The organism is Kribbella sp. VKM Ac-2571 (assembly GCF_004362255.1).
Lineage (GTDB): Bacteria > Actinomycetota > Actinomycetes > Propionibacteriales > Kribbellaceae > Kribbella > Kribbella pratensis.
Map to the genome: position 1 here is coordinate 231,000 of NZ_SNWS01000006.1, position 24,451 is coordinate 255,450.

Genomic DNA, 24,451 nt, shown 5'->3' on the forward strand with positions numbered 1-24,451 from the left:
GCGACGAGGGAAGACCGGGAGTCACAGCCCCATGACCGCCGCGCCGGAGGCGTGGCATCAGCACAGTCCAGCGGGGTCCTTTCCGTTGAGGAAGGCGGCTACGGCCGCTGCCGCGATCGAGCCGGCTCGGTGCGCGGTCTGTCGCGTGGCGCCGGCGAGGTGCGGTGTCATCACGATGTTGGGCGCTGTCAGCAACCGCGATCCCGCGGGCACCGGCTCGGACGGGAACACGTCGAACGCCGCCGCTCCCAACTGCCCCGACTCCAACGCGTCCACCGTCGCGTCGTAGTCGAGCAAGCCACCACGCGCTGTGTTCACGAGTACGGCGCCGCGCGGCATCGCAGCGATCTGCCGCGCGCCGATCATCCCGCGCGTCTGATCGGTCAGCCGCGCATGCAGGCTGACCACGTCCGACCGCCGCAGCAACTCGTCGAGCTCGACGAGCTCGATGCCCTCGGGCGCTTGTTCGACGTACGGATCGGCGACCAGGACGCGGGCGCCGAACGCCAGCATCACCCGGGCGACGCGTTGCCCGATCGCGCCGTACCCGACCAGGCCGACAGTCGACCCGTCGAGCTCGAGCCCGCACTCGTCGTACGCGTAGAGATCGGAGCGCCACTCGCCCTGTTCCAGCGTCCGCTGCAGGCGTGGAAGCTTGCGCAAGGCAGCCATCATCAGCGCGACCGCGTGCTCGGCGGCCGCCACCGCGTTCCGCCCGGGCGTCGAGGCCACGGCGATCCCCCGCTGGGCCGCCGCGGCCACGTTCACGTTCACCGGACCGCCGCGGCACACGACCAGGTAGCGCAGGTCGGGCGCGGCGTCCAGCACCCGCTCGGTGAACGGGCCCATCTGCGTGACCGCGAGCTCGACCCCCGCCAGCGCCTCGATCAGCTGGTCCTCCGCGTCACTCGCCTCGTCCACCTCGGCAACCCGTCCGTACGGCGTCAGCGGCCAGGGCAGCGTGACCTCACGGAACTCGAACGCGACGTCCGGAATCGTGGAGAGCGCCGCAGCCAGCAGATCGTTCCGCACGAAATGGTCGCCGGCGAGCAGCGTCTTGACGGTTCTCATCTATCTCCTGTGAAGGTAGGTGCTGGGTCGGACCAGCGTGGGCGGGCCGACTCGATGCGGCGCAGGTAGTGGGCGTAGCCCTCGGCGTAGAAGGCGGCGCGGGCCGGGTCCGGGTCGACCTGCCGGGTTTCCGCGATCCATTCCGCACCGGCGCCGTCCGGGTCGACGGCACGACGTGCGCAGATGACCGCTCCCCGCGCGGCGACCTGCTCGGCCTCGGCGGTGTGCAACGGCGCGTTCAGTACGTCGGCGAGGATCTGGGTCCACTCGCTGCTCTTGGCGCCACCACCGCAGACAGTGACGCGACCGGTCCAGCCGGCTGCGTCGAGGCAGTGGCGGGCCGCGTACGCGATGCCCTCGCAGGTCGCGCGGACCAGGTCGGCCGTCGTCGTGGAGAGTGAGATGCCGTCGATCGTGCCGCGGGCGCGGGTGTCGACGAACGGGGCACGTTCGCCCGCCTCCGACAGATAGGGCAGGACCGTGACGCCGGAGGCGCCGGGCGGGCTGTCCGCGAGCAGCGACGGCAGCTGGTCGGTGGTGACGCCAACGAGTGCGAGCACGCGGTCGAGGGCCGCCGTACCGACCATCGCGGGCATCGCCCGGAGCCACACTCCCGGAGTCCAGGTGCCGAGGAACAAGCCGGCGGGCTCGCCGTCGACGGGCAGTTCGCGGGTGATGACTTGGCAGGCCAACGTGGTGCCGACGGTCAGCAGGGCATCGCCGGGCTCGGTCACGCCGGCGCCTGCCGCGGCGGCCGGAAGATCGTACGGGCCGGCAGAGACGCGGGTCCCGGGCGCCATACCGGTCGAGTCGTCGCGCAGCTCACCGACCGGGCCGGCAGCGGCGACCGGAGCAAGGAGATGGCGCACCTCGGACAGGCCGGTGGCCTCCAGCGCCTGATCGTCGTAGCTCCCGGTCCGCGGGTCGAGGAACGGCGCCGATGCATCCGACACGTCCGTTGCGCGGACGCCGGTGAGCGCCTGCATCACGACGTCCTTGCAGTACGCCGCCGTACCGGCCCGCTCGATCACGTCGGGTTCTTCCGCAAGTACGGCGGACAGCAGCGGGCCTGATGCGCCGGGGAACATGCGGTTTCCGGAACGCCGGAACACGTGTTCCGCGACCCCGTCCGCGGTCCACCGCTCGAGGATCGCGCTGCTGCGCGCATCCAGCCACGAGATCGCCGGGCGGACCGCCGTACCGTCCGGATCCACCAGCCACAGGCCGTCGCCCTGCGCGGTGATCGCGAGGACATCGGGACGCGTTCCGACCGTGGCCGCCAGCTCCCCCACCACCTCGTTGACCGAAGCAACGATCTCGGCGTTCTCGTGCTCGAACCGCCCAGTACTCGGACGGACCAAACGCGTCGGTCGAGCTGCTTCGGCCACCGGACGGCCGTCGGCGTCGAACGCGACGGCCTTCGTGACGGTCGTACCTACGTCAACGCCGACGTCCATGCACTACCCCCTCCTAAAGTTTCGCGACCTCCACGGTGGCGCCGTGGTCGCGCAGCGGTTGGATCAGGTCCTTCGGGGTCTTCTCGTCGACGATCACGACGTCGAAGTCGGTCAGCGGAGCGAGCCGGTGCAGGGCAGTGCGCTGCAACTTGGCGTGATCGACCAGCAGCACCTTGGTCCGCGCCGAGCGCAGCATCGCCCGCTTGACCAGGACGATCTCCTCCTCCTGGTGGAACGCGTGCGTCGACGACACCGCGGACACCGAGCAGAACAGCAGGTCGGCGTGCAGCGCCTCGACGGCCTCCGCACACGGCATACCGCCGAACGAGTCGTGGGTCGCCGAGTAGATCCCGCCGAGCGCCAGCAGCGTGACGTCCCGCAACTGCGCCAGCTTGGTGATCGCCGGCAGGAAGTTCGTTGCCACCGTCAACGGAGCGATGTCCTCGAACAGGTCGACCAGGGCCAGCGCGCTGGTCGAGTCGTCGAGCATCACCGACATCCCCGGCTCGATCATCGCCCGCGCGTGCCGGGCGATCGCGGCCTTCTCCGCGTGCGCGGTGTTCAGCCGGTACGCGACGTTGCTCTCGAACACGCTGGTTGGCTGTGCACTGACCCCGCCGCGGTACTTCCGGACCACACCTTGCCGCTCGAGCTCGTCCAGGTCGCGGTGCACGGTCATCACGCTCACGCCGAACGCCTCGACCAGGTCGTTCGCCGAGACCGAGCCGTGTTTCACGACGTACGCCGCGATCTCGGCCTGCCGTCGCGCGGGACGACTCAGTTCGGTGGTGTCGCCGTCGACATCCGTTGTCATGCCAGGGTCTCCAAACGCAGTGCAGGAATCAGGGGAGGAACGTTGTACGCCTCGAGACCCACTGTGCCGTCCTGCCACCGGAAACGCACCAGCGCCGCGGGACCGAGTGCAGGTAGCAGTCTGCGGTAGTCGTTCAGTCGCAGACCGAGCACCCTGCACACGAGCAGCCGGATGAGCGTGTTGTGCGCGACCACGAGGACCTTCTGGCCCTGGTGCCGCTGCCCGATCTCGTCGAAGACCTCGCGCACCCGATCGGCCGCCGCGGCCGGATCCTCGCCGCCCGGGAAGTGGTCCCGCACCGGGTCGAGCTCGAACGCCTTGCCCACCGCCGGCGGCAGCTCGCTCAGCATCTTGCCCTCGGCCGAACCGAAGTCGACCTCGCGCAGCCGGGGGTCCAGGGTGGGCGTCAGGCCGAGCAGTTCCGCCGCCGGCGTGATGGTCTGGCGCGCACGCAGCATCGGCGACGCCCACAGCGCATCCGGCGCGTAGTCCGCGGCCCAGTCCTTGAGTTGCTGCGCCTGCCGTACGCCGACCTCGTCGATCGGGAGGTCCGTGGAACCGGTGTACCGGTTGCCGTGGTGCCATTCGGTCCGGCCGTGGCGGGCCAGCACGATTGTCGTTCTCATCCCCGGTACCCCCGGCGGTCGAGTTCGGCGACGAACTCGCCGTACAGGTCGTCGAGTCGTCCGCCGCGCGGCTCGAGGACGCGATCGATGCGGACCATCCGTCGCGCGGTCCCGGTGAGATCGGTCCCGCCGGACGCGGCCAGGACGGCCATTCCGTACGCCGGGTCCGGAATGGCGGGAAGCTCTACCGGTACGCCGAGGACGTCGGCACGGAGCTGGTTCCAGTACCCGGCGCGGGTGGCGCCGCCGGTGAGCGAGACCGAGCGGACCGGGTCGGCACCGAGCGTCTCCAGGTGCTCGAACGCGAGCCGCTCGATGAACGCGACACCTTGCAGCACAGCGGCGTACGTCTGCAGGTCGTCGGCGGTGGTGCCGAGCGTGAACCGTTCGGCCTGCGGTGCCACGAAGGGGAATCGCTCGCCGGTTTTGGTGAGGGGGTAGATGACCGCGTCGATCGGGTGGGCGGCGCGATCCAGCGCGTCGAGGTCGGCGCCGGGAAGCAGTTCGGTGAGTGCGCCGGCACCGGTGCTGGACGCGCCGCCCGGAAGCCAGCCGCCGTCGGGGTGACGGTGGCTGTAGACAGCTCCGGTCGGGTCGGTCAGCAGCTCGGTGCTGACGCCTTTGAGGACGAGCGTCGTGCCGAGGACCGAGTTCCACGCGCCAGGAGCGAGGGCGCCGGCGGCGATCTGGGCCGCGCAGCCGTCCGTCATACCGGCGTAAACGGGCACGCCGTCCGGGGTGCGACCGAGCTCGGTGCCGGGGCGGACGACCTCGGGGAACGCGGCGAGCGGGAGGCCGAGTTTGTCGAACGCGGCAGCCGGCCAGGCGTCGGCGATCAGGTCGTAACCGGTCTTGAGCGCATGGCTGGTGTCGGTCGCGACCGGGTGGCCGACAAGGTGCGCCGCGACGAAGTCGGCGCTGTGGACGACGCGGCGGTCGGTCAGGTCGAGATCGAGGATCTTCGGGAGCGCCCAGGTGGGTTGCATGCTGGTCGCCCAGCGTTCCGGGTCGGCGTCCACGATGTGGTCGCGACTGGCGGCCGCGCGGGCGTCGTCGTACATCAGGGCAGGTGTGACGGGGCGGCCGGCGCGGTCGGTCAGCAGGAAGGTGCCGGAGGTGGAGCAGATCGCGATGCCGTCGACGTCCGTGGACCCGACCTCCGCGAGGACCGCGTCGACGGCGGTCGACCAGGCCTGCGGGTCCTGCTCGTGACGCACGCCGTCACGGTGGCTGGCGAGCGGACGCGTTGCACGGGACAGAACGTGACCCTTGGCATCGGCCAGCACGGCGCGCACACTTTGCGTGCCGAGGTCGAGCCCGATCCAGCCCACGAAACGCCTCCCAGATGAGTGTTATCTACATTGATAACATAACACCAGAAGACGATAAGAACGCACCAGTCCTTGACCGAAGGCGGACATGAAACGGCTCCCACAGGCCGATTGGCCTGCGGGAGCCGGCAGCGTTCGATCAGGAGTGCATCAGGACCAGGGCCGGGTCGGCCGTGGCCAGCTCGAGCCGGCCGGCGTCGACAGCGCCGTACGCGCCGATCGGGCCGCTGCTGCGGCGACCGTTCCGATTGAGCCAGAAGCGCCAGCCCGCGGGAGCCGCGGGCCAGGTCGGGTCCGGCTTCCAGCCGACCGGCGGACGCCAGCCGGCCGTCGGCGGCTGCGGCCACTGCGGTGGCGGGTTGAACTTGTGCACGAGCGGTCCCTCCGGATTCCCCAGCGATCCACTGAGCGCGAACTGTCTGACAGATCAACGACCTGACGCACCGAATGTCACGGATAAATCTTCGTAAAGTTTCAGCGGCGTACGGCGACCCATCTCAGCACCGAAACAACGCCACGGCAACCGTTCTCTCAACCACCGGACTGCACGTGCATCGGCAACGGCATCAGCTGCCTCCCCACAGCCGACACCTCAGTTGTCCACAGCAACCGCCTACCTATCCACAGCTCGACCGCGTTATCCACAAGCCGAACTGTGGACACAGCGCGTGGCGATCGACTCACTCGCAGGCCACGCCATCGTTGTCGCGATCCAAGTGCGAGGTGTAACCAGGCTGAGCTCGGTACAACGGTGCCTTGCCCGCCGCACGCACCTCGGAGCAGTTGGCGTAGTACACCTCGACCGGCGCGGCCCGGTGGTGAATTGAACGTTGCCATGGTGAGTTCCCCCTCGGGGGTTACATCCCGTCACCGTGACAATGTGTTACAGATCTTGCGGGGTGTATCACTACGCGGCGGTCAGGTGCGACTCGCTGATGCGGGTCGGGACGCTGCCGGCCGCGATCGCCTGGTCGAGTGCGGCGAGTTCGGTGCAGGCGAGGGCGATGGCCTCGGCCTGGGTGCGGCAGCCGTCGGCGTACCAGAAGGGGTCGTCGGGCTGCCGGTCGTCGGCGTCGTCGATGTCGGCGTACCAGCAATCGTGCCGGTAGTGCACGACCCGGACCTTGAGCTTCATGTCCGGTGAGACGCCACCCAGCGGCACCAGGTTCCGGGCGGTGGACCGTTCGACCACCGTTTGAACGGTTTACAACGTTGGCAAGCTCGTTCTACAACCAGGGAGATGGTCCGCCACACCCCGGAGGTGTCCGTCATGAGGTTCGTCCGCCCCGTCCTCTGCACGCTGCTCGCCGTACTCCTGACCGGATCCGCCGCCGGTCCCGCTCCCGCCGTCGAACGCGAGGAGAATGCTGTGACGTCGCAGACGTTCCGGAACCCGGTGAATCCGTCCGCGGATCCGTCGCTGATGTACTACAACGGCAGGTACTACGTCGCGACCACGCGCGGTGACCGGATCGGGATCTGGTCGTCGACCAGCCTCGCGACGCTGCTCGTGCAACCCGAGCAGGTGGTGTGGCGCGACTCGGACACCAGCCGCAACACGCAGATGTGGGCGCCGGCGTTCCGGCACGTCGGAAACCGCTGGTACATCTACTACACGGCCTCCGACGGCGTGGACGCCAACCACCGGATGTACGTGCTCGAGTCGGCCGGTGACGACCCGCTCGGCCCGTACAGCTTCAAGGCGAAGATCGCGGACTTCGGTGAGTACGCGATCGACGGCGAGCCGATCACGGTCAACGGGCAGCAGTACTTCGTCTGGACCGGCCCGGGCCGCGGACAGGGCGGACCGGCGCAGCTGTACATCGTCCGGATGAGCAACCCGTGGACGGCGACCGGCGGCCGCGTCGCGATCCCGGCCGACGGCGGGTGCACCGAAGTTCGGGAAGGGCCGACCCCGCTGTACGGCGCGACGCGCACCTTCCTGACCTACTCGACGTGCGACACCGGCAAGCCGGACTACCAGCTGTGGATGAAGAGCATCGCGAACGGCGCCGACCCGATGGTCGCGGCGAACTGGGTGCAGCACCCCGGCCCGGTCTTCTCCCGCAACGACGCGACCGGCGTCTGGGGTCCCGGGCACCACTCGTTCTTCAAGTCACCGGACGGCACCGAGGACTGGATCGCGTACCACGGCAAGAACACCAGCACCTACACGTACTCGTACCGCACGACGCGGGTGCAGAAGATCACCTGGAACGCCGACGGTACGCCGAACCTCGGCCGGCCGCTCGCCGCGGGCGCGACCCAGAACCTGCCGTCCGGCGACCCTGGTTCACCGAACTACTGGATCAACGACACCGACGCGGCCGTCGCCTACACCGGTGCGTGGAGCTCCGGTTCCGGCTGCGGCAACCAGTGCTTCTGGGGCAACGACCACTGGAGCTGGGAGCCGAACGCGACCGCGACGATCCAGTTCACCGGCACCCGTGTGGCCCTGCTGAGCGTGGCGGACACCGGCAACGGGATCGCCGCGATTTCGGTCGACGGCGGACCCGAGCAACGGATCGACTACTACAGCTCGATCCGCGTCGGCGAGCAGCTGATGTACGTCAGCCCGGTCTTGCCGTCCGGCCCGCACACCCTGAAGGTGCGCGTGACCGGCGACAAGAACCCCGCGTCGACCAGCGCGGTCATCAGCCTCGACCGCATCGAGGTGTATTAGACGAACGTCTTGACGACCGTCCGGCCGTTGACCATGAGGAGGTGGCCGTCGTCGGTGAGTTGGAGGACGCTGCCGGGGCGGCGGGTCTCGTACATCCAGGTGATGTCACCGAAGTCGTTGAAGTTGTAGAACGTGCCGTCCGGTCCGACCGACCCGTACGACTCCGGCGAGGTCTTCTTCCCGGTGCTCCACAGGACGGTGGTGCCGTTCTTGTACAGCACCAGATTTCCGGTGGTCAGGAACTTGAGCGTGTAGATCCGGTTGACGGAGTACATGATCACTTCACGTCCTTCCGGGTCCGGGGCATGGAGCTGGCTCTGCGGCATCAGGGTGCCGATCACCATGTGCCGGTTCCAGTTGGCTTTGCCGCGGGTGTTGTAGATCGCGAGGTTCCCGTTGTCCGGCAGCACCAGCTTCGCGCCGGCGCTCTTGATGCTCATCGACCAGAACTTCGTCCGGCCGTAGATCATCTGCAGCGTCCCGTCCGTGCCCATGACCAGCACGGAGCCCGCGCGCCAGGTCCCGGAGCTCCACAACCGCCACGACACCCCGCGCTGGTACAGCTTCGCCTCCCCGCGCCTGTCCATGATCAATGTGTAGACCCCGTTGTGCGATCGGATGTACTGCCCGGCCATCAACTTCTGACCCGGCAGCAGCGTGTCCGAGACTGCCACCGTCTTCGCCTCGGCCGGTGCGCTTCCCACCAGCACGGCCCCACCCAACAGTGCCCCGACGGCCAGGACCCCGGCCACCAGTCGACGTACCATCCCGCACCCCTAGTTCGCTCAGTCTTGTCAGTAGAAGATCTTGACGACGGTCTTTCCGTTGACCATCCGAAGGTGGCCGTCGTCGGTCAGCTGGAGGACGCTACCGTCGCGACGGGTCTGGTAGTAGAAGGTCAGGTCCCCGAAGCCGTTCACGGTGCCGAACGAGCCGTCCGGGTCGACCCAGCCGTACGCGCCCGGGGCATTCTTCACGCCGGTACTCCACAGGACGGTGGTGCCGTTCTTGTACAGCACCAGATTGCCGGTCGTCAGGAACTTCAGCGTGTAGATCCGGTTGACGGAGTACATGATGACCTCGTCCCAGGTCGCGTCCGGGCCGGCGAGCTTGCTCTGCGGCATCAACGTCCCGACAACCATGTGACGGTTCCAGTTCGCCTTGCCGCGGGTGTTGTAGATCGCCAGGTTCCCGGTGTCCGGCAGCACCAGCTTCGCGCCGGCGCTCTTGATGCTCATCGACCAGACCTTCGTCCGGCCGTAAATCACCTGCAACGTCCCGTCGGTGCCCATCATCAGCACCGAGTTCCGCCGCCAGGTGCCCGAGGCCCACAGCGGATTCTTCACTCCTCGCTGATACAGCTTGGCGTCGCCGGTCGGCTGCATGATCAACGTGTAGACCCCGCTGTGCGAGCGGATGTACTGCCCGGCCAGCAGCTTCTGACCCGGTAACAGGGTGTCCGATACCGCCACCGTCTTCGCCTCGGCCTGGGTGCTCCCCACGACCGCGACCCCGCCCACGAGCGCTCCGACTGCCAGAACTCCGGCCCACAACGGACGTACCATGCCGATCCCCCTCTGTGCGTTTGTGAGTGCTCAGTGTCCCGGGCGAAGAGGTCATCCCTTCAATCCGGAGGCGAATCCGCGGATCACGTAGCGCTGCAGGACGAGGAAGAGCAGCAGGATCGGGAGCGCTGCGAGGACCAGTCCGGCGGCCACCAGGCCGTAGTTGGACGTGTACTCGTTGACGAACGCGAAGACCCGGACCGGGACCGTCTCCCGGCCGGATCCGCCGAGGTACAGCAGCGGGGTGAAAAAGTCGTTCCAGATGTGTACGGCGTTGAGGATGAGCACCGTGCCCGTGATCGGCCGCAGCAGCGGGAAGATCACGTGCGCGAACGCCTGCAGATGCGAGGCGCCGTCGATCAGCGCCGCGTTGGTGTAGTCGGCCGGCAGCGAGCGGATGAACCCGGTGTAGAGGAACACCGTGAACGGCAACTGGATGCCGGTGTAGAACAGGATCATCCCCTGGTAGGTGCCGAGCAGGCCCAGGTCGTTGACCATCTGGTAGAGCGGGATCATCCCGAGCTGGAACGGCAGGATGATGCCGACGAGGAACAGGATGTAGAGCGTGTAGCTCAGGCGCGTCGCCGTACGGGCCAGGAAGTACGCCGCCAGCGAGCCCAGGACGATCAGCACGAGGACACTGCTCACCGTGATCAGGGTGCTGTTCAGCAACGCCGAGCCGAGTGACGCCGACTGCCACGCTTCACCGAAGCTCCCCACCGACGGCGGATCGGGCAGCGACAGCGGTTTGTTGGCGATCTGGCCGGGATCCTTGAAGGCCAAGGTCACCAGTGCGTAGACCGGGAAGAGGAAAGCGATGGCAGCCGCGACCATGACGACTTCCAGCACGAAAGTACGGGGCTTGTATCTCATGCCGCGGTCTCCCTCGAGCGCAGGTACCCGATCTGGATGAAGGACACGGCCGCGACGAAGATCGCCAGTACCAGCGCCACCGCGGTGCTGTAGCCGAACTTCCCGAAGACGAAGGCCTGCTTGTAGAGGACCGTCGACAACGTGTCGGTCGCGTACCCGGGGCCACCGTTCGTCATCGCGATGATCTGGGTGAACAGCGTCAGGCCACCGACCGTGGACAGCATCAGGTTGATCGTCACGGCCGGGGCGAGCAACGGCCAGGTGATGTGCCGGAACCGGGCCACGGTGCCCGCGCCGTCGACCATCGCGGACTCGTGCAGCTCCTGCGGTACGCCTTCCAGACCGGCCAGGAAGATGACCATCGAGTACCCGGCGCACTGCCAGATCACGGTGAACGCGACCGACCACAACGCGATCGACGGATTGCCCAGCCAGTCCTGCCGCAACCCGCCGAGACCGATCGCCCCGAGGGCCGCGTTCAGCCCGGCGTCCGGCGCCGGGTTGTACACGTACTTCCACAGGAACGACACCATCACCGGACTCACCACGACGGGCGCGAAGAAGATCACCCGCAGCACCATCCGGCTCTTGATCCCGGTGTGTACGCCGAGCGCCAGCAGCAACCCGATCCCGTTCTGTACGACGACGATCGCCACCGTCAGCAGCAACGTGTTGCGCAACGCGCCGAGCGCCTGATCGTCGTGGAACAACTGCTGGAAGTTGTCCAGTCCCACGAACGACCGCTGCGCCCCGACGCCGGACCAGTCAGTGAAGGCCGACCCGGCCCCGGAAAACGCCGGATACAAGACAACCAGCGCATAGATCAGCAACGCCGGCACCGCGAACAACCACGGCGGCGCGATCCCGCCGCCGCGGCGCCGCGGTGCCTTGACAGCGTCCCGGCGTACCGCCTGAGCTGTGACCGTCATGCCGTCTTCCGGTAGGCCTCGTCCATCTTCTTCAGGGCGGCCGGGACCGTGCTCTTGCCGCCGAGGAGCTCCTGTACGACGGCGAAGTGGGTCGGCTGTACTTCGGCGTTCGGCCAGCGCTGATCCATGAACGGAACCGCCTTGTTGTCCTTGAGGTACGGGAGGAACGGCTTCAGTACCGGGTCGACCTTGGCGTCGCCGTCGGAGTACAGCGGGACGCAGGCGACGGCCTCGGCCCAGGCGTTGACGATCTCCGGCTGACCGCAGTACTCGATGAACTTCTTCGCCTGCTCGGCCTTCTTGCTCTTCGCGCTGATCGCGATACCGACCACCACGCCGCCGGGGATCCAGTTGTCGGCGGCGACATCCGTGGCCGGGAACGGGAACATGCCCAAGTCGTCCGGCGTCGGCGACGCCTGACGGAAGGCCTGCAGGACCGCGGACACCTGCACGGCCATCGCGGCCTTGCCGGTGCCGACCATCGAGGTGGCCTGCTCGTACGTCGTCCCGTTCGGGTTGTCGTTGAAAAAGCCCTTCTTCTGCAGCTCGAGGTACTTGTCCATCGCATCCGCCCAGCCCGAGTCCGCGAAGGACGCGCTGCCGGCGGTCATCTTGTCGTCGAAGTCCGGCGTCTTGGCGTAGACCGTCCCCGGGACGAGCGCGTAGTCGATGAGCTGCGTGACCCACGGGGTCTGGGCGCCGAGCGCGATCGGCACGATGCCCTTCTTCTTAAGCTTGTCGCACACCGACAGCAGCTCCGACCAGGTGGTCGGTACGTCGACGCCCGCGGTCGCGAACGCCTTCTTGTTGTAGATCGCGCCGAGCACGCTGGTACCGGGCGAGAAGATGAACGTCTTGCCGTCGTTCTGGAACGCACCCTTGAAGCCGGTGGGGATCTTCTGCGTCCAGGACTGGCCGCTGAGGTCGGTGAGCAGGTTCGCCTTGCTCAGCTGGACCATCGACATCGCACTGCCGTTCCCCGGGTAGACCGCGTGCAGGTCCGGGGCGTTACCGGCCGCGAGCTGCGCCCGGAGCGCGGTCTGCAGCTGGTCGGCCGGCGAGAACGAGAGGTTGAAGTCGAAGTCCGAATGCGCCTTCTTGTAGTCGTCGAGCGCCTTCCGCAGGCCGGCCTCCTGGCTGCCGGCGCCGATCACCTTGAGAGGACCGCCGGACGACGAGCTGCCGTTGCCGCCGCCGCAGGCCGACAACGTACCGGCCAGACCGGCGGTGACGGTCGCCCCGCCGACGAGTTGCAGGAGCCGCCTTCGGCTGACGGACCGTTCGAGTGCCATGGTTCCTCCTGAGCGCCGAAGTACCGGCCAAGAATGTGAAGTAACCGCAAGATCGTGTTACTTTTGTCACGGGGACGGTACGTACGGCCCGGGAGAGTGTCAAGACCTCGTTGAAAGGATTCAGTCGGGACCGGTGTGAAAAGGCCTCCACCGGTGTTTTGGGGCCCGGCCCACCTCGCCTGAGAAGATGGCCCACGTGCGCGTGAGACGAGTCCTCCTGGCCGGCCTCCTGCTGCTGGCCCTGGCTCTCGGCGCCGGCAGTGGCTACTACGCGGGCGACTACTTCGACAGTCCGGAACCCACCGCCTCCGGCAGCGCCGGTCCACTCGGCGACGTCTCCCCGTCCCCCACGCCGACACCGACACCGACCGAGCCCTCGCTCCCGGTGAAGACGCCGGTCCCGAGCACCGTGGAGCCTCTCGAGACCGGGCTGGACTACACCAACCACACCTTCACCGTGACCCCGAAGGACGCGGAGCCCGTCCAGCTCTCGATCGAGACACCACAGGGCTGGAAGATCGCACCCAGGGACCCGAAGCGCCCGGGCGAGGTCAAGTACCTCGACAAACTCAGGGAACGCGGCGTCCGCGTCGAAGCAGTCGCGCCGGCCGCACAGAGTCCCGCGGCCGAGATGGCCCAGCTCATCGTCGACCTCAAGAAGAGCCAGCCGCCGGAGAACGACGTACGCATCGCCAGCGACACCACCGACGTGATCACCGGCGACGACGGCGAATCCCGGTCGGTCGCCACGCTGATCTACACCTTCATCCCGGGCGAGACCCTGCGCTACGTGATCGTCCGCTGGGTCGCGATCAACGGCGCCCTCACCAACGTGGAGATGAGCATCACCGGCCTCCCCCAGGACGCCCACGCCCTCGACGAGGTCCTCCAACGAGCAACCGCCTCGGTCAGCGAGGTCGGCTGACGCTTTTCACAGAATCGTTACTTATCCGGTGCAACCTCTGCGAGGGCTGAGGTGTCTTCTGTTAGTAGACGTGGGGAGGTGGGGCATGGCGGGGACGGTGAGTAGGCGGGCGATGCTCGGCGCCGGTCTGCTGACGCTTGCGGGGGTGGGTGGAGCGGGAGGGTACGGCGTCGGTCTGTTCCTCACCAAGGAACCAAGCCTGGCCGGCACGGCGGCACCGCTCGCCGTGGGGTCCACGCCAGGTACGACGCCTCCCCCGACGCCGACACCGACACCGACGCCGCGCAAGGTCACGTACGACGACTCGCCTGCGCTGAACGTGGATGATCTGCGCTACAAGAGCCAGACGTTCGAGGCGCGCAGCGTCGTCAGGTCACGGGTTTCGGTGCGGATACCGAGCGGATGGAACCTGACTCAGCCGGATCCGCCGAAGACCGGCAGGTTCACCGACCCCACCGGAAAGCGATGGATCCGGATCGAGGCGGGCTTCACGATCAAGCGGCCTCCTGCGACGTCGATGCAGATCCGCATCGCCGAGCTGAACCGTCTGTCGGCCGACCAGATGGTGCACCTGATCTCGCACCGCGTGGACGAGCGTTACGCCACCATCACCTACACCTATGTACCGCCTCCGGAGCAGTCCCCCGAAGGCGTCTTGCGTTATGTCATTGTGCGGTGGGTTGCGGACGACAGCGGTAACTGCGCCGTCGAGATGAGCTCCACTGGGCTCCCCCAGGACAAGGACGCTCTGCTGGACGTTCTCGACCACGCCAGCGACAGCGTCGAACGCCGGGACACTCCGCTGTCGGGTTAGATCAGTTGCGCGAGGCCGCGGCGGCCTGCGTCGGACAGGTGTACGGCGCGTTGGTTGGGGCGCCGGTGGAGCCAGTTGCGGTTCAGTAGCGCCTCGGTGATCGCGGCACCCAGCTGCCCGGACAGGTGGTGGCGTTGTTCACTCCAGTCGACGCAGAACCTCAGGAGCGGGCGTCGGGACGGCCGGCTGGCGAGGTCGACTCCTAGCTCAGTAAGGACCTCTGTGGCGTTGGGTCCGAGCGCATACGGGCCGTCCGGGAGCTGTTGGGCCAGGGGGTCGCTCGGACGGCGCTCTGTGCCTCTGCCGCCGTCGGTGCGCGTCAGGGCGTCACGGCGTACCAGGCCTTCCAGGAGGGCCACGCCGAGACGACCGGCCAAGTGGTCGTAGCAGGTGCGGGCCTCGCGCAGCGCTGCGGCCCGGGTGCTCTGCCTCAATGACTTGATCGGCTGGGGCTTGGCTATCCGGGCCAACGCTTCCACAGCGGCTGCCACCTCAGGCCCGGACAGTCCGTAGTACCTGTGCCGGCCGGACTGTTCGACCGTGACCAGACCGCCCTCCAGCAGCTTGCGCAGGTGCGCACTGACCGTCTGCGGCGACACTCCGGCCTCCGTAGCCAGCAGAGAGGCCGGAAGAGCGCGGCCGTCCGCCAGCGCCATCAGGACCTTCGCCCGGGCCGGCTCGGCCATCAGACCGGCGACCTGGGCTACATCGGCGTCTCCGTCCATGCTTCCCATACTCACACCGTCACATTTCGACGTGACCCGAAGTGTCGCGGTGGGAACGTGGAAAGCATGCTTCTCGCGTTGCTGTGTATCGGAATCTTCCTGGTCCAGCTGGACGTGACCGTGGTGAACGTCGCGCTGCCGGCCATCCGGACCGGTCTTGACACCAGTGCGGACGGGCAGCAGTGGGTAGTGAGCGGGTACATGATCGTGCTTGCCGCGCTGCTGCTCGTCTGCGGAGCGCTGGGCGATCGGATCGGTCACCGGCGGATCGTGCTCGCGGGGCTGGCAGTGTTCGGTGGCGCGTCGCTGGTGTGCGGCATAGCCCCCGGCATCGAGCTCCTGGTCGCGGCGCGGGCGATCCAAGGTGTCGGCGCGGCTCTGCTCCTGCCGGGCACATTGGCCGTCATCACCGATCAGTACGCCGACAAAGCCGCCAGAGCACGTGCTGTCGGGATTTGGGCCGGCGCCGGCGCGCTGGCCCTCGTTGCGGGTCCCACGCTCGGCGGGGTGCTGGTCAGCGATCTCGGCTGGCGTTCCGTGTTCCTGATCAACCTGCCGATCATCGCGGTCGCACTCCCGATCGCCTGGCGCATCGTGCCGCGGCACCAGGTCGCCCAGCGCGAGACCACGCGCAGCCTGCACATCGGCGCGGACTTCATCGGCGCCAACGTGGTCGCGGGCCTGATGAATCTGGTCGGTCTGGGCACGCTGCTCGCGCTGACGCTCTACTTGCAGGAACACCTCCACCACAGTGCGCTGCGCGCCGGGCTGGAACTGATTCCGGTTCTGCTGCCGTTGGCGGTCCTGGGGCCGGTCTCCGGACGGGTCACGGCCCGGTACGGCCCGCGGCTTCCGATGTCCTTCGGCCTGGCGCTGGGAGCCATTGGGTCCTTCTGTCTGCTAGCCGTACAGCCCACGAGCCGGTACGCCGCAGTTGTTCCGGTCGAACTCTGCCTCGGCATCGGCATGGGTTTCCTCACCGCAGCCGTGGTCAACGCCGCCGTCGCCGCCCTCCCTCCGGACCGCGCCGGTCTGGCCAGCGGAGTCAACAACACGGCACGGCAAGGCGTCGGCGCGGTCGGCGTGGCCCTCTACAGCACGATCCTCAGCCACTCCACGCCGTTCACCACGGGCCTCCACATCTTGGCCTGGTTGGGCGGCGCGCTGTGGGTACTGGGCCTGGGAATCAACTGGCTCACAGTGGAGTAGACATGCGACTGGCAACGCTGAACGTCTGGGGCGTCCGCGGCGACTGGCCGGCCCGACTTGCCCTGTTCCAGAAGGGCTTCCAGCAGCTGAATGCCGACGTACTCACGTTGCAGGAGACGGTGCTCAACGCCGACGTCGATCAGGTCATGGAGATGCTGGGGCCTGAGTACCACGTGGTGCACTCGTCGGAGCGAGAGTACGACGGATCCGGCATCAGCACTGCGAGCCGCTGGCCGATCGGCGACGTACTCGAGCTCGACCTGAACGTCACCGACCGGACCGGAGACTTCGCGTGTACGGCGCTGCTCACCGAGGTGCTCGCGCCGTTCGGACGGGTCTGGGTGGCGAACCACTTCCCGGACTACCAGGTCGATCACGAGCGCGAACGGTGCGCGCAGACCGTCCTTGTCGCGCGCAAGCTCGAGCAGCTGGTTTCAGACTCCCCCGGGCATGTCGTCGTCGCCGGAGACCTGGATGCTGACGACACTGCGGACAGTCTGCGTTTCTGGACCGGGCGTCACGTGGTCGACAACCTGAGCGTCTGCTACCGCAGCGCCTGGCAGGCGACACACCCGCACGAGCCCCTGGAGACCTTCGTGCCGGAGAACCCGCTGTTCGTCGACGGCGATTGGCCGTACCGCGGACTCGACCACATCCTTGTCCGCTGCGGCGCCGAGGGCCGCCCGACGCTACCGATCCAGAGCTGCCGCCGTACGTTCGACCAGCCTGGCGAGATTCCCAGCGACCACTACGGCCTAGCTGCCGACCTGGAGGAACGGCAGTAGCCAGGCGAGGGTCTCGTCCGGGGCCTCTTCGGGCAGGAAGTGGCCGGAGGCGACCGGGCCGCCGGTGACGTCGTCGGCCCAGTCGCGCCAGATGTCGATCGGGTCGCCGTACCAGCGCCCGACCGAGCCGTCCTGCTCCCAGAGGACCAGCGTCGGACACGTGATCCGGCGCACACCCCGGTCGGCCGCGTCGTGTTCGCAGTCGATCGTGGCGGCCGCGCGGTACTCCTCGCAGATCGTGTGGACGACCTCGGGGTCGCGGAAGTGACGGATGTACTCGGCGCGGATCTCCGGCGGGAACGCGTCGCCACCGGACCAGGTATCGAGGAGATGGTTCACGAACAGGTCGGGCGCTCGGCCGATCAAGGTCTCGGCGATCGGGGCGGCCATGAACGTCCAGACCCAGTAGCCGAGGGCGAAGTCCTTGTCGGCGCGGTCGAAGGCGTCGCCGGTCGGTACGACGTCCAGTACGGCGAGCTTGGTCACCACATCGGGATGATCGAGCGCCATCCGGTAGGCACAGCGGGCGCCACGGTCGTGGCCGACCACGGCGAAGTCGTCGTACCCCAGCTGTTTCATCGCCTCGACCTGGAGCCTCGCGAGTTCTCGCATCGACTGGTCGCCGGAGGAGGTGCTGTCACCGAAACCGCTGAGGTCGGTCGCGACCACAGTGAACTCCCGAGCCAGCACCGGTGCGATCCGGTGCCACATGACATGCGATTCCGGGAAGCCGTGCAGGAGCAGGAGCGGCGGTCCGTCACCACCGCGACTGCCGTGGATGACAGCGCCGGACACCGGTACGTCGAACTCGCGGAAGGACTCGATCACGCAGTACGACGTACCCAGCCGGCCGGCGGGTCAGTCGGCCCTGTCAGTCGGCCGGCCAGATGGTCCGGAAGATGGTGGAGCGGAGGCGGTAGAACCTGCGGCGGGCGGACTGGAGCAGCGCCGGCGAAGGTCGGAACCGTTCGGTCGGTAGATGCATGGGGACTTCCTCAGTCGGGGTACTGCACCGAATCGGCGATCTCCGTGGCTCGGAGGACATCCGATCCGGGTACGACCACCTGTACGAGTAGCGAGCCGCCGTCCCCGTGATCGACGACTCGTTGGAGCAACACGATATCGGCATCGAAGCAGTCAGCGGACACCCGGTCGGTTACTGACCGTTCACCGACCATGTGCGGCTGCAGAGTGCCTTCGTTCCTGCACTGCTTGCCGTCCGGGACCGCCAGCTTCGACTTCGATACGCCGACGAACACACCCGGAGTCTTCCCCGACCAGTCCGCATCGCGGCTGACGCGGAAGGCCGGGGCGCTCCCGGTGCTGCCAGGCGCGGTCCAGTCCGACTGGGCCATCGACTGCGCCCAGGCCTCGGGCAGGGTGACCGAGAATTGGCCCTCCGAGACCTGAATCATTTTGCGGCCCGAGAGGTACCAGTGGCCGCCGTACCCGATACCGCCGCCGACCAGCAGCGCCAGCAGAGCGGCCACCACCCATCGCCCGCGCCGCCGCTTCCTGGGCACCGCAGTCTCAACCGCGGCGGTCTCAGCCTCAGCGGTCGCGGGCTCCACCGCGGCACTCTCGACTGCGACGGTCTCCGAGTCCGCCCGTGCGGTCTCCGACGGCTCGGCGGGTTTCACGATCGTCGGCTGGTTCTCGTCGCTGAGCGCCGTCTTCGCGTCCAGGTCCTCGGACGCAACGGTCACGGTCTCGCGGGCCGACAGCGGGAAGTCACGTGTGGTCTCGTCGAGCGCGCCCACGAGCTGGCGCGTGAACGACTGCACGTCCGGCCAGCGCTTCTCCCGGTCCGGGTCCAGCGCCCGGACGATCGCCGCGTCGACCTGCTCCGGCAGCTCGAATCCGAGCGAGCTCGGCGGCGCCGCCACCTTGACCCGGCTCGCGGCGCCCAGCCCGTCGACCTGGTGCGGGGACCGCCCGGTCAGAGCGGCATACGCGACCGCGCCCAGCGAGTACTGGTCGGCGCGCTGGTCCAGCCGCTCACCGAGCGCCTGCTCAGGAGCGACGTACGACGGGGTGCCGCCGGGCATCGTGATGCGGGAGATCTCGTCGAGGGACTTGCCCAGCCCGAGGTCGGACAGCACCGCCCGCTCGCCGTCGTCGGTGCTGCGGAACAGGACGTTCGCCGGTTTCACGTCGCGGTGCAGCAGGCCGCGCCGGTGCAGCGCCTGCAGGCCGCGACCGACCTGGACGACCACGTCGACGGCCTCGGGCAGCTCCAGCGGCGCCTTCTTCAGGCGGTCGGCGAGCGTCCCGCGGTCGGCGTACGTGAGCACCAGGAACGGACGGCCGTCCTCGAGCTCGCCGACGTCGTGCACCTGGACGACGTGCTCGGACTCGACGCGGCGCAGGAACCGGCCCTCCTCGAGGAACCGCTGCCGGACCGAGTCGTCGTGCCCCCAGTTGTCGGCGAGCACCTTGATCGCCACCTCGGCGTCGAGCTGCTCGTCGTGAGCGAGCCACACCGTGGCGAAACCGCCCGAGCCCAGGCGTCGGCGCACGACGTATCGACCGAGTCTGGTTGGGACCCCCATACAGGGCATTATGGGTCACTGGAGTGTCTCACCAGACACCAAGACCCTGACCGGGGCCGATCGAGAGCAAAGGCGCAGATGAGCGACAGCACCAGTCCGGCCGACGACCTCGCCACCCTCGCGGAGCAGGCGCAGGCCGGCGACAAGAACGCGATGGACGACCTGCTGCGGCAGGTGTATCCGCGCGTCCTGCGGATCTGCCGCAGCGTCCTGCCGTACTCCGCCGACGCGGAGGACGCGGCTCAGGAGGCACTGCTCAACATCGCCACCAAGATCAACTCGTTCTCCGGCCGCAGCAGCTTCTCGACCTGGGTCCACTCCGTCGCGGCGAACTCCGCGCGCTCGACGTACCGCAAGCTGAAGCGCACCGCGCAGGCCGCGCACAACCCCGAGCAGATGGAGAAGCCGGACCCGCGCACGACGAGCGTGATCGCCGGCACCCGCCTGGACCTCCTGGAGGCCCTGGAGACCCTGGAGCGGGACCGCCCGCAGATGGTCACCCCGCTGGTGCTGCGGGACGTCTACGGCCTGTCGTACGAGGAGATCGCCGCCGAGGTCGGCGCCCCGCTCGGCACCGTCAAGTCCCGGATCCACGACGCCCGCGAGGTCGTCCGCCCGCTGCTGCGCCCCAAGGACTGACCTGACCCCGGCATACCCTCGCAGTTATGACCGCCCGGGGGTTGCTGCACAACGGCGACTACCTGAAGCTGCTCACCGGGCAGACGATCAGCTCGATCGGCTCCTCGATGAGCTCGTTCGTGTTCACGCTGCTCGGCCTGGCCATCACCGGCTCCCCGGTGCAGGCAGGTCTCGTCGGTACGTCGGCCGCGCTCGGCGGGATCGTGGCGGCGCTGCCGGGCGGCGCGCTCGCGGACCGGTGGAGCCGACGCAGGATCCTGATCGGGTACAGCCTGCTCGGCGCAGTCCTGTTCGGCTCGGTGGCCGTCGTGGGCTGGCTCGGCCACCTGACCCTCCCGCACCTGATGGCCGTCGCCCTGGTCAACGGAGCGGGCTACGGCCTGTTCATGCCCGCCGAGACGGGCGCGCTCCGGCAGATCGTCCCGCAAGAGGACCTCGGCACCGCGCTCGCCGCCGCTCACGGCCGGCTGAACCTGGCGGGCCTGGCCGGAGCGCCGCTCGGCGGCTTGCTCTACTCGATCGGCCGGGCGATCCCGATCGCGGTGGACGCAGTCTCGTACCTGGTGATGGCGGTCATGCTCACTACGATCCGTCACCCGCTGCCCGCCACGAAACCCGAGGGCGGCGCGCACGAGCCGATGCTGAAGGCGATCCGGTCCGGGTTGACCTGGCTGTTCCGCCAGCGCGACCTGCGGACGATCGCGGTCGTCGCGACGCTGCTGAACTTCGCGGCGAACGGGACGATCCTGGTGCTGATCCTGAGCATGCAGCAGCGCGGCGTACCGGCCTCCGTGATCGGTCTGCTGGAGACGGCGATGGGGGTGGGCGGCCTGGTGGGCGCGTTCGCGGCGCCCAAGCTGCTGGCCAGGTTCAGCACCGGCCGGATCACGATCGTCGGCGCGTGGATCATCACGGTCACGTTCGCGGGTACGGCGGCGAGCACGCGTCCCGTCGTACTGATCCTGCTTCCGGCGCTCGCGATCTTCTTGCTGCCCGCACTGAACTCGGGCCTGTTCGGCTACCAGATGCTGATCACGCCGGACCATCTGCAGGGCCGCGCGCAGAGTGCGTTCATGTTCCTGTCCAACGGCGCGGCCCCGCTGGCGCCGTTCCTCGGTGGCCTGTTCCTGGAAACGCTCGGCGCTCGGGGCGCTCTGCTGATCTTCGGCGGGCTGCTCGCGATCGGCTCCGTACTGCTCACGATCAGCCGGTCGATCCGCTCGATCCCGTTGCTCTCCGAGGTCGAGACGGCCTGATTCTGGGGCTCCCGTTCCGGGCCCGGGTGTGCTCAGATGGGGCCATGAAGAAGCTCATCAACGACCCGGCCGATGTTGTGAGTGAAGCGCTGCAGGGGATGGCGGCGGCGCATCCGGACCGGCTCCGGGTGGATCTGGAGAACCGGATCGTCTACCGCAAGGACGCACCGAGACCCGGCAAGGTCGGGCTGATCTCCGGTGGCGGGTCGGGGCACGAGCCGATGCACGGCGGGTTCGTCGGGCTCGGGATGCTGGACGCGGCCTGCGCGGGTGAGGTGTTCACCTCCCCGGTGCCGGACCAGATGATGGCCGCGACCAAGGCGGTCGACGCGGGCGCCGGCGTCCTGCACATCGTGAAGAACTACACCGGCGACGTGATGAACTTCGAGATGGCCGCCGAACTGGCCGCCGCCGACGCCGGCACCGAGGTGCTGTCGATCGTGACGAACGACGACGTCGCCGTCCAGGACAGCCTCTACACGGCCGGCCGCCGCGGCGTCGGCGTGACAGTACTGCTGGAGAAGATCGTCGGCGCGGCCGCCGAGGAGGGCCGCCCGCTGCAGGAAGTCGCGGACCTCGCGAAGAAGGTCAACGACAACGGCCGCAGCATGGGTATGGCGCTGACGTCGTGCACCGTCCCGGCCGCAGGCAAGCCGACATTTGAGCTGGCCGAGAACGAGATGGAGGTCGGGATCGGCATCCACGGCGAGCCCGGCCGGCAGCGGTTGCCGCTGGCCCCGGCGCGCGACATCGCCGCGATGCTCGTCGACCCGGTGGTCTCGGATCTTCCCTACCAGCAAGGCGATTCGGTGATCGCCTTCGTCAACGGTATGGGCGGTACGCCGCTGCTCGAGCTGTACCTGATGTACAACGAGGTCGCCAAGCTCCTCGACCGCGCGGGCATCACGGTCGCCCGCTCGCTGGTCGGCAACTACATCACCTCGCTGGAGATGGCCGGCTGCTCGGTCACCCTCCTGAAGGCGGACGACGAACTGGTACGCCTCTGGGACGCCCCGGTGAACACCCCCGGCCTACGCTGGGGCGCGTGAGCATGGGAGTCGATTCTTTCGTCAACTGGTTGCGTGATGTCGCCGGATCGCTGCACGACAACGCGGCGTACCTGACCGAGTTGGACTCGGCGATCGGGGATGCCGATCACGGCGCGAACATGGATCGCGGGTTCCAGGCGGTGGTCGGGTTGCTGGACGAGACGTCGTTCGACAGTGCCGACGAGCTGCTGAAGAAGGCCGGGATGACGTTGGTCAGCAAGGTCGGCGGGGCGAGCGGGCCGCTGTACGGGACGTTCTTCCTGCGGTTCGGGACCGCGCTCGCCGGGGTCGACCTGACGCCCGAGACGATCGGGAAGGGGCTGCACGCCGGGGTCGAGGGGGTGCTTGCCCGCGGCAAGGCGGAGCTCGGCGACAAGACCATGTACGACGCCTGGGCGCCGGCGCTGGACGCGTACGACGCCGCGGTGGCGGGCGGATCGGACCTCGGTACGGCGTTGACCGCTGCCGCCGAGGCCGCCGCGAAGGGCCGGGACGCGACGATCCCGCTGGTCGCACGGAAGGGCCGCGCGAGCTATCTGGGTGAACGCAGCGCCGGCCATCAGGATCCCGGCGCGACCAGCACGACGCTGATCTTGGAGTCCGCGGCCCGAACGCTGTCTTGACGTCCTCCCCGCCGGTAACGGCGGGGATTCCAACCCAACTACGCGGAGGTAGCGAGTTGCGGTTCACGCTTCTCGGCGACCCGTACCGCAGTCGCTCCACGTGCGTTCACGGCCCGTCCGGCCGCGATGTTGACAGCAGCGTTCACATCGGCGTTCGCGGTGTACTTACAGGACCGGCAGCGGAAGACGGCTTGGTTCTCGCGCGCCTCCCGATCCCTGGTCCCGCACCGCGAACACGTCTGACTTGTGTACGCCGCCGGAATTCTCTCGACCCGTCCAGCGGCCTTGTGTTCCAGCCGCTGGACGAGTTGTCCCCAGCCGTTGGCCAGGATGCCCCGGTTCAGTCCGGCCTTCTGCCGAACCTGCTTCCCGGGGTTGTCGACCGTGCCCGTGGCGGACCGCGTCATGTGGACTATGCGCAGGTCCTCGACCCGGATTACGTCGAACTCGCGGGCGAGACGGGTGCTGGTCTGCTCCACCCAATCCTTGCGCCGATCCGCCTCCCGCGCCTTGAGCCGGGCAATCGCGGCCTTGGTCTTCGCGCGACGGTTGCTGCCCTTCCGGGCACGGGACAGACGCTGTTGCAGAGCACGCAGACGCCTCTTCTCCCCCGGGGACAGCGGCGGCACCAGCAGTTGCTCGCCCGTCGACAATGCCGCCGACACGGCTACACCACGGTCGACACCGACAACCTCGCCGGTGCCTGGTCCGGGGATCGAGTCAGGGACCACAGCGAACGCGATGTGCCAGCGGCCGGAACGGTCACGGACGACGCGGTACGACTTCAGGTCAGGCAGCGGCTTGGACAGCCGGAACTTCACCCAACCGACCTTCGGCACAAGCACCCGGGCCCACTTGCGGTTGAGCTTCTCTACCCGCTGGGCCTGCGCGCCGACGATCCGGAACCCCTCGTGCATCCCGGCCTTGCGCCACGTCGGTCGCCGGTGGGTCCCGCCGAAAAAGTTCATGACGGCCTGGTCGAAGTCACGCAACGCCTGCTGCTGCACCGTCTGCGACCCGGCCCGCAACCACTCGTTGTCGGCCCGGGCCTCGGTCAACTGCCGCGCCTGCTCCACGAACCGTGGCGGGTAGCTGCGGCGCCCCGCCGACCACATGGACCACTGCTCAAGGGCCAGGTTCCAGATGTATCTGGCGTGTGCGCAGTGCCCGAGCAACGCCACCTCCTGCTCCGGAGTCGGGGCAAGACGAAAGCGGGACATGGCACTCATTCAA

Annotated in this window: 26 protein-coding genes; 9 read left to right on the forward strand and 17 right to left on the reverse strand. The window is 68.2% G+C overall.

What is annotated here, in order from left to right; genetic code table 11:
* Window positions 1-57: 57 nt before the first annotated feature.
* The 8 genes from EV651_RS15765 to EV651_RS15800 form a co-directional block, all read right to left on the reverse strand.
* Entirely contained in the window at window positions 58-1,071 is a 1,014-nt protein-coding gene (locus EV651_RS15765; protein ID WP_133785932.1) for a 2-hydroxyacid dehydrogenase, read from the reverse strand.
* Window positions 1,068-2,528 (reverse strand): FGGY family carbohydrate kinase, encoded by a 1,461-nt coding sequence (locus EV651_RS15770; protein WP_133785933.1) that lies wholly within the window; start codon window positions 2,526-2,528, stop codon window positions 1,068-1,070. The genes EV651_RS15765 and EV651_RS15770 overlap by 4 nt, the downstream gene beginning before the upstream one ends.
* A 13-nt stretch (window positions 2,529-2,541) precedes the next feature.
* Window positions 2,542-3,342 carry a DeoR/GlpR family DNA-binding transcription regulator gene (locus EV651_RS15775; RefSeq protein WP_131335817.1) on the reverse strand — a complete coding sequence of 267 codons (801 nt, stop codon included), beginning with the start codon at window positions 3,340-3,342 and terminating at the stop codon, window positions 2,542-2,544.
* Entirely contained in the window at window positions 3,339-3,968 is a 630-nt protein-coding gene (locus EV651_RS15780) for a histidine phosphatase family protein (RefSeq protein ID WP_133785934.1), read from the reverse strand. Before EV651_RS15780 ends, EV651_RS15775 begins: the two co-directional genes overlap by 4 nt.
* A complete protein-coding gene (locus tag EV651_RS15785; RefSeq protein WP_133785935.1) occupies window positions 3,965-5,299 on the reverse strand; it encodes an FGGY-family carbohydrate kinase in 1,335 nt (444 codons plus the stop codon). Before EV651_RS15785 ends, EV651_RS15780 begins: the two co-directional genes overlap by 4 nt.
* 139 nt (window positions 5,300-5,438) lie before the next feature.
* Window positions 5,439-5,672 (reverse strand): hypothetical protein, encoded by a 234-nt coding sequence (locus tag EV651_RS15790; RefSeq protein WP_133785936.1) that lies wholly within the window; start codon window positions 5,670-5,672, stop codon window positions 5,439-5,441.
* A 307-nt stretch (window positions 5,673-5,979) separates the two neighbouring features.
* The gene (locus EV651_RS42375; protein WP_255512189.1) at window positions 5,980-6,096 is read right to left on the reverse strand and encodes an excalibur calcium-binding domain-containing protein; all 117 of its coding nucleotides are present in this window, start codon (window positions 6,094-6,096) and stop codon (window positions 5,980-5,982) included.
* Between the two features lie 110 nt (window positions 6,097-6,206).
* Window positions 6,207-6,491, reverse strand: coding sequence for a hypothetical protein (locus EV651_RS15800; RefSeq protein ID WP_238156913.1), 285 nt, complete (start codon window positions 6,489-6,491; stop codon window positions 6,207-6,209).
* Between the two features lie 78 nt (window positions 6,492-6,569).
* Between EV651_RS15800 and EV651_RS15805 the strand changes: the two genes are divergently transcribed.
* Window positions 6,570-7,982 (forward strand): glycoside hydrolase family 43 protein, encoded by a 1,413-nt coding sequence (locus EV651_RS15805; protein WP_133785937.1) that lies wholly within the window; start codon window positions 6,570-6,572, stop codon window positions 7,980-7,982.
* Here EV651_RS15805 and EV651_RS41870 read toward each other — a convergent pair.
* The 5 genes from EV651_RS41870 to EV651_RS15830 are packed head-to-tail and all read right to left on the reverse strand — an operon-like array spanning window position 7,979 to window position 12,641.
* On the reverse strand, window positions 7,979-8,749 hold the full coding sequence (locus tag EV651_RS41870) for a hypothetical protein (protein ID WP_202870342.1): 771 nt from the start codon (window positions 8,747-8,749) through the stop codon (window positions 7,979-7,981). The two genes, EV651_RS15805 and EV651_RS41870, sit on opposite strands and share 4 nt — an antisense overlap.
* Window positions 8,750-8,776: 27 nt before the next feature.
* On the reverse strand, window positions 8,777-9,547 hold the full coding sequence (locus tag EV651_RS15815) for a hypothetical protein (RefSeq protein WP_133785938.1): 771 nt from the start codon (window positions 9,545-9,547) through the stop codon (window positions 8,777-8,779).
* 51 nt (window positions 9,548-9,598) lie between these two features.
* Entirely contained in the window at window positions 9,599-10,420 is an 822-nt protein-coding gene (locus EV651_RS15820) for a carbohydrate ABC transporter permease (protein WP_133785939.1), read from the reverse strand.
* Entirely contained in the window at window positions 10,417-11,349 is a 933-nt protein-coding gene (locus tag EV651_RS15825) for a carbohydrate ABC transporter permease (protein WP_133785940.1), read from the reverse strand. The genes EV651_RS15820 and EV651_RS15825 overlap by 4 nt, the downstream gene beginning before the upstream one ends.
* The gene (locus EV651_RS15830; protein WP_133785941.1) at window positions 11,346-12,641 is read right to left on the reverse strand and encodes an ABC transporter substrate-binding protein; all 1,296 of its coding nucleotides are present in this window, start codon (window positions 12,639-12,641) and stop codon (window positions 11,346-11,348) included. Before EV651_RS15830 ends, EV651_RS15825 begins: the two co-directional genes overlap by 4 nt.
* A gap of 196 nt (window positions 12,642-12,837) precedes the next feature.
* Here EV651_RS15830 and EV651_RS15835 point away from each other — a divergent pair, with 196 nt between their 5' ends.
* Together EV651_RS15835 and EV651_RS15840 are read left to right on the forward strand one after the other, a co-directional pair.
* On the forward strand, window positions 12,838-13,566 hold the full coding sequence (locus EV651_RS15835; protein WP_133785942.1) for a hypothetical protein: 729 nt from the start codon (window positions 12,838-12,840) through the stop codon (window positions 13,564-13,566).
* A gap of 85 nt (window positions 13,567-13,651) precedes the next feature.
* Window positions 13,652-14,380 (forward strand): hypothetical protein, encoded by a 729-nt coding sequence (locus EV651_RS15840; protein WP_133785943.1) that lies wholly within the window; start codon window positions 13,652-13,654, stop codon window positions 14,378-14,380.
* Here the strand turns inward: EV651_RS15840 and EV651_RS15845 are convergent.
* Window positions 14,377-15,114 (reverse strand): helix-turn-helix transcriptional regulator, encoded by a 738-nt coding sequence (locus EV651_RS15845; RefSeq protein ID WP_238156928.1) that lies wholly within the window; start codon window positions 15,112-15,114, stop codon window positions 14,377-14,379. The genes EV651_RS15840 and EV651_RS15845 overlap by 4 nt on opposite strands.
* A 57-nt stretch (window positions 15,115-15,171) precedes the next feature.
* On the opposite strand from EV651_RS15845, the gene EV651_RS15850 reads away from it, so the two are divergent.
* Window positions 15,172-16,314: an MFS transporter gene (locus tag EV651_RS15850; protein ID WP_133785944.1), complete on the forward strand. Its 1,143-nt coding sequence runs from the start codon at window positions 15,172-15,174 to the stop codon at window positions 16,312-16,314.
* A gap of 2 nt (window positions 16,315-16,316) precedes the next feature.
* A complete protein-coding gene (locus EV651_RS15855) occupies window positions 16,317-17,099 on the forward strand; it encodes an endonuclease/exonuclease/phosphatase family protein (RefSeq protein WP_133785945.1) in 783 nt (260 codons plus the stop codon).
* Here EV651_RS15855 and EV651_RS15860 read toward each other — a convergent pair.
* Complete coding sequence (locus EV651_RS15860) at window positions 17,070-17,927, reverse strand: alpha/beta fold hydrolase (protein ID WP_133785946.1); 858 nt, start codon at window positions 17,925-17,927, stop codon at window positions 17,070-17,072. The genes EV651_RS15855 and EV651_RS15860 overlap by 30 nt on opposite strands.
* Window positions 17,928-18,094: 167 nt before the next feature.
* A complete protein-coding gene (locus EV651_RS15865; protein WP_238156914.1) occupies window positions 18,095-19,618 on the reverse strand; it encodes a serine/threonine-protein kinase in 1,524 nt (507 codons plus the stop codon).
* A 111-nt stretch (window positions 19,619-19,729) separates the two neighbouring features.
* Between EV651_RS15865 and EV651_RS15870 the strand changes: the two genes are divergently transcribed.
* The 4 genes from EV651_RS15870 to dhaL are packed head-to-tail and all read left to right on the forward strand — an operon-like array spanning window position 19,730 to window position 23,218.
* A complete protein-coding gene (locus tag EV651_RS15870; RefSeq protein WP_133785948.1) occupies window positions 19,730-20,290 on the forward strand; it encodes an RNA polymerase sigma factor in 561 nt (186 codons plus the stop codon).
* A gap of 26 nt (window positions 20,291-20,316) precedes the next feature.
* Window positions 20,317-21,546 (forward strand): MFS transporter, encoded by a 1,230-nt coding sequence (locus EV651_RS15875; protein ID WP_133785949.1) that lies wholly within the window; start codon window positions 20,317-20,319, stop codon window positions 21,544-21,546.
* 44 nt (window positions 21,547-21,590) lie between these two features.
* Entirely contained in the window at window positions 21,591-22,595 is a 1,005-nt protein-coding gene (gene dhaK / locus EV651_RS15880) for a dihydroxyacetone kinase subunit DhaK (RefSeq protein WP_133785950.1), read from the forward strand.
* 2 nt (window positions 22,596-22,597) lie between these two features.
* Window positions 22,598-23,218: a dihydroxyacetone kinase subunit DhaL gene (gene dhaL, locus EV651_RS15885; RefSeq protein WP_133786108.1), complete on the forward strand. Its 621-nt coding sequence runs from the start codon at window positions 22,598-22,600 to the stop codon at window positions 23,216-23,218.
* 38 nt (window positions 23,219-23,256) lie between these two features.
* Here dhaL and EV651_RS15890 read toward each other — a convergent pair whose 3' ends face one another.
* Complete coding sequence (locus tag EV651_RS15890) at window positions 23,257-24,438, reverse strand: RNA-guided endonuclease TnpB family protein (protein WP_133785951.1); 1,182 nt, start codon at window positions 24,436-24,438, stop codon at window positions 23,257-23,259.
* Window positions 24,439-24,451: the final 13 nt, after the last annotated feature.